At 51.1% G+C, this 4,260-nt stretch carries 4 protein-coding genes; all 4 read left to right on the plus strand.

The window, feature by feature from the left end; translation table 11 throughout:
- Positions 1 to 546, plus strand: a 546-nt coding sequence (locus AC2FNE_RS24375; protein WP_496806537.1) for an FAD:protein FMN transferase, incomplete at its 5' end; no start/stop codon positions are given.
- Between the two features lie 15 nt (positions 547 to 561).
- The gene (nqrM, locus tag AC2FNE_RS24380; RefSeq protein ID WP_170480082.1) at positions 562 to 792 is read left to right on the plus strand and encodes a (Na+)-NQR maturation NqrM; all 231 of its coding nucleotides are present in this window, start codon (positions 562 to 564) and stop codon (positions 790 to 792) included.
- Between the two features lie 15 nt (positions 793 to 807).
- Positions 808 to 2,484, plus strand: coding sequence for a sulfatase-like hydrolase/transferase (locus AC2FNE_RS24385; protein ID WP_496806538.1), 1,677 nt, complete (start codon positions 808 to 810; stop codon positions 2,482 to 2,484).
- An 87-nt stretch (positions 2,485 to 2,571) separates the two neighbouring features.
- A complete protein-coding gene (gene gpmI / locus AC2FNE_RS24390; protein WP_496806539.1) occupies positions 2,572 to 4,089 on the plus strand; it encodes a 2,3-bisphosphoglycerate-independent phosphoglycerate mutase in 1,518 nt (505 codons plus the stop codon).
- Positions 4,090 to 4,260 lie beyond the last annotated feature (171 nt).

The raw sequence follows: 4,260 nt of genomic DNA on the forward strand, positions 1-4,260 counted from the left end.
GCAAAGGCCGATGCCAATGTTGGGATAAATTTGTCCGCAATAGCCAAAGGCTACGGCATTGATGCTATTGCAGGTGCTCTCGCAGAGGCAGGAGTCGAAAACTATTTGGTTGAAATCGGCGGAGATTTGGTCGCTAAAGGCGAAAACGAAAGCGGCGAACGCTGGCGGATAGGTATAGAAAAACCTGAAACCGGCTCGCAGACCATCCAGCTAGTGGTGCCTGTAGCAGACTTGGGATTGGCCACATCAGGTGACTATAAGAACTTCTTCGAGCAGGATGGTATTCGGTATTCACATATCATAAACCCAGTGACTGGACGTCCGATCACGCATCGAACTACTTCGGTCACTGTTCTGGCTGAAAATGCGATGATGGCGGACGCCTGGGCTACGGCGATGCTGGCGTTAGGTCAGGAAAAGGGGTTGAAGCTGGCGGAAGAGCAAGATCTTGCTGTGTTTTTCATCTCAAGGGATGTGACAGGTGACGAGGAAACCTATATCACAGTAACCAGCAGCGCGTTCACGAATGTGCTCGACTCCGACTGACAGTTAGGAATAGCGATGACCACTTTTCTTCTGGCTTTTGTACTTTTGCTCATTGTCATGGTCGGTATGTCGTTGGGTGTAATGCTGATGGGCAAAACAATTAAAGGAAGCTGCGGCGGCCTGAATGCAATTTCTGGCGCAGATAAATGTCTTGTCTGCCACAAAGATATCGATCCAGACAGCCCACTGCGGGATCAATTGCAGTGTAAGCGTGCGAAAAAGATGCTGCAGCGGATGGAAGGCTAGGATACCACTCTTGGCATGAACAAAGCCAAGAATATCCTTTTCATCATGTTCGATCAGCTGCGTTGGGATTACCTTAGCTGCTATGGACATCCGCATTTGCATACCCCGAACATTGATCGTCTTGCTTCGAAAGGTGTTCGATTCACGCGTGCGTATATTCAATCGCCGATTTGCGGTAGCTCGCGTATGTCCACCTATACGGGGCGCTATGTGCATTCACACGGCGCGTCTTGGAATAACATTCCACTGAAAGTAGGCGAGATCACGATGGGCGACCATCTTCGGAAAGCAGGCATGGATTGTTGGCTGGTCGGCAAGACACATATGGCCGCGGACGCTGAAGGCATGGCACGGTTAGGGTTGGAACCTGACAGCGTTATCGGTGCTCGGGTGGCGGAATGTGGGTTTGACGTTTTCGAGCGAGATGATGGTTTGCGAGCAGAAGGGCCCGATGGGTTTTACGATCCGAACGGCGCAAAAAAATACAATCAGTATCTTTCAAATAAAGGGTACGAGGGCGATAATCCCTGGCACGACTTCGCCAATTCCGGGTTGGATGCCGAGGGTAACGTTCTTTCTGGTTGGTTCTTAAAATATTCCTCCGAACCAGCGAACATAGCAGAAGAAGACAGTGAAACCCCGTACCTGACCACGCGGGGAATAGAGTTTATGCAAAGCCACGACGGGCCTTGGTGTTGCCACCTTAGCTATATCAAACCTCATTGGCCTTACATCGTGCCTGAACCGTATGCGTCGATGTATGGTCCGGAACATGTTGTTCCACCGGTCCGATCAGAGGCTGAGCGGGAAGACGCACATCCTGTACTTAGGGCGTTTATGGAGACCAAGGTCGGTCAGGCCTTTTCAAGGCAGGATGTTCGAGACGCTGTGATTCCGGCCTACATGGGCCTGATAAAACAAGCAGATGACCAGATGGGTCGCTTGTTTGAATGGATGGAACGGACGGGGCGAATGCAGGATACAATGATTGTTCTGACCTCGGACCACGGTGATTTTCTTGGTGATCACTGGATGGGGGAAAAGACTTTCTTTCACGATGCCTCTACGAAGATGCCCCTGATAATTTATGATCCTTCGTCCGAGGCGGATGCCACTCGTGGTACAACCTGCGATGCGCTGGTCGAGTCGATTGACCTGGCCCCGACTTTTGTTGAAGTGGCAGGCGGAGAAATGGCGAGCCATATACTTGAAGGGCATTCCCTGTTGCCGATACTTCATGGCGATGCGACTGAAACACCCCGCGAGTTCGCGATTTGCGAGTACGATTATTCCGCTTCGTCTATAGTTGAGAAACTTAATACTTCGGTCCGCGACGCGGTTATGTTCATGGTTGTGACCCCAAAGTGGAAGTTGATCCACTGCGAAGGCGGTCACCGTCCTATCCTTTTCGATTTGGACGCCGATCCAGAAGAGTTGATCGATCTCGGCAACAGCGCGGAACACGAGGACATCATTGCAAAGCTTTACGATAATCTCTTCGCGTGGGCGCGTCGACCATCGCAGCGCACAACGCGCTCAGAACAACAGCTGAATGATATGCGGACAAAAAGCGGTGGTACCGGAGTTATGATTGGAATTTACGACGAAAATGATGCACCGCTGAAACTGACCGTAAAGTACCGGGGCAGAAAGGCCAGACCGTTTGCGGAGTACATGCCCAAAGAAGATTAAAACTTCTGAACCTTGCCCAAAATGCGGTTCACCCCCGGGCAGGCTGAGGTTAGAAGAAGGGCCAAGTTCAGCTATCGGAGAGCTCAAATGACTGTCCCTAAACCCGTAGTATTGTGCATTCTCGACGGCTGGGGAGTATCAGACAGCACTGAAGCCAATGCGCCGTTAATGGCGAACACGCCGACATTTGACTCAATTATGTCCAAAGGACCGCACGCCAAGCTGATAACCCATGGTCCTGATGTAGGACTGCCCAGCGGGCAGATGGGAAATTCAGAAGTTGGACACACAAATATCGGCGCAGGCCGCGTGGTTGCAATGGATTTGGGGCAGATCGATTTAGCTATCGAGGACGGTTCTTTTTTTGAAAACGCCGCTTTGCAGACTTTCATCGCAAATGTGAAGGCTGTCGGTGGAACCGCTCACCTTATGGGTCTTGTTTCAGACGGCGGGGTGCATGGGCATTTGAATCATATCATTGCAGCAGCCAAAGCGATCACAGATTCGGGGGTTCCGGTTGCGCTGCACGCAATTACGGATGGAAGAGATGTTCCACCAAAATCGGCGTTGACATTTGTTGCCGAGCTTGAGCGGCATTTGCCCGAAGGCGCGCGCATTGCGACGCTTTGTGGGCGTTACTATGCGATGGACCGTGACAACCGTTGGGAACGTGTTTCCCAAGCATATGAAGCAATGATCAAGGGGCAAGGCAGAACGGCCCAAACGGCCAAAGAGGCTGTTGAGCAGGCCTATGATCTGTCTGAAACGGACGAATTCATTATCCCTACTGTTTTGGGTTCATTCAGCGGTGCTATGAATGGTGATGGGTTCTTTTGCCTGAATTTTCGTGCTGATCGCGCCCGTGAAATCCTGCGCGCAATTGCCGAGCCGAAGTTTTCCGATTTTGATACCGGTTTGCGCCCGTCTTTTTCGGCAATTTTGGGAATGGTTGAATACTCAGATGGGCATAACGCTTATATGACGACGGTGTTCCCAAAGCGTGACATCGTAAATACGTTGGGCGAATGGGTGGCAAAACATGGTTTGCGTCAGTTCCGCTTGGCTGAGACTGAAAAGTACCCGCATGTAACTTTCTTCCTCAACGGCGGCAAAGAACAAGCTGAGTTGGGAGAAGACCGCTATATGCCGAAATCCCCCAAAGTCGCAACTTATGATCTACAACCTGAAATGTCGTCGGTCGAAGTCACTGATAAATTCGTAGAAGCTATCGACGCAGGCTATGATCTGATCGTAACAAACTATGCAAACCCTGACATGGTAGGTCACACCGGTGATCTTGAGGCTGCGATCAAAGCCTGTGAGGCAGTGGATCGGGGTTTGGCAAAGGTGATTGAGGCACTTGAGAAAGCAGGGGGCGCCATGATCGTTACTGCCGATCACGGAAACTGTGAGGTTATGGTGGATCCGGAAACAGGTGGTCCCCATACAGCTCACACCCTGAACCCGGTTCCTGTCGCATTGGTTGGTGGTCCTTTGGGCGTATCATTGCGAGAAGGGCGCCTTTCGGATTTAGCCCCGACTATTCTTGACCTAATGGGTCTGCCCAAACCGCCAGAAATGACAGGAGAAAGTCTGATATCATGAAGCTGTGCACGCTTTTGCTTGCTGTGGTGTGTTATCCATTTTGGGCATTTGCGCAAAGTGATCCTTCGCATGCGGCGTTAGAGGCGGCGGAAATGCTGGAACAGGCTTCGGTTAAGTTGAATGAGGCTGAAGACACGCGTGACAGGGTAAAGGCATTGACCGAAACTATTC

The organism is Ruegeria sp. YKSD179, from assembly GCF_059612885.1.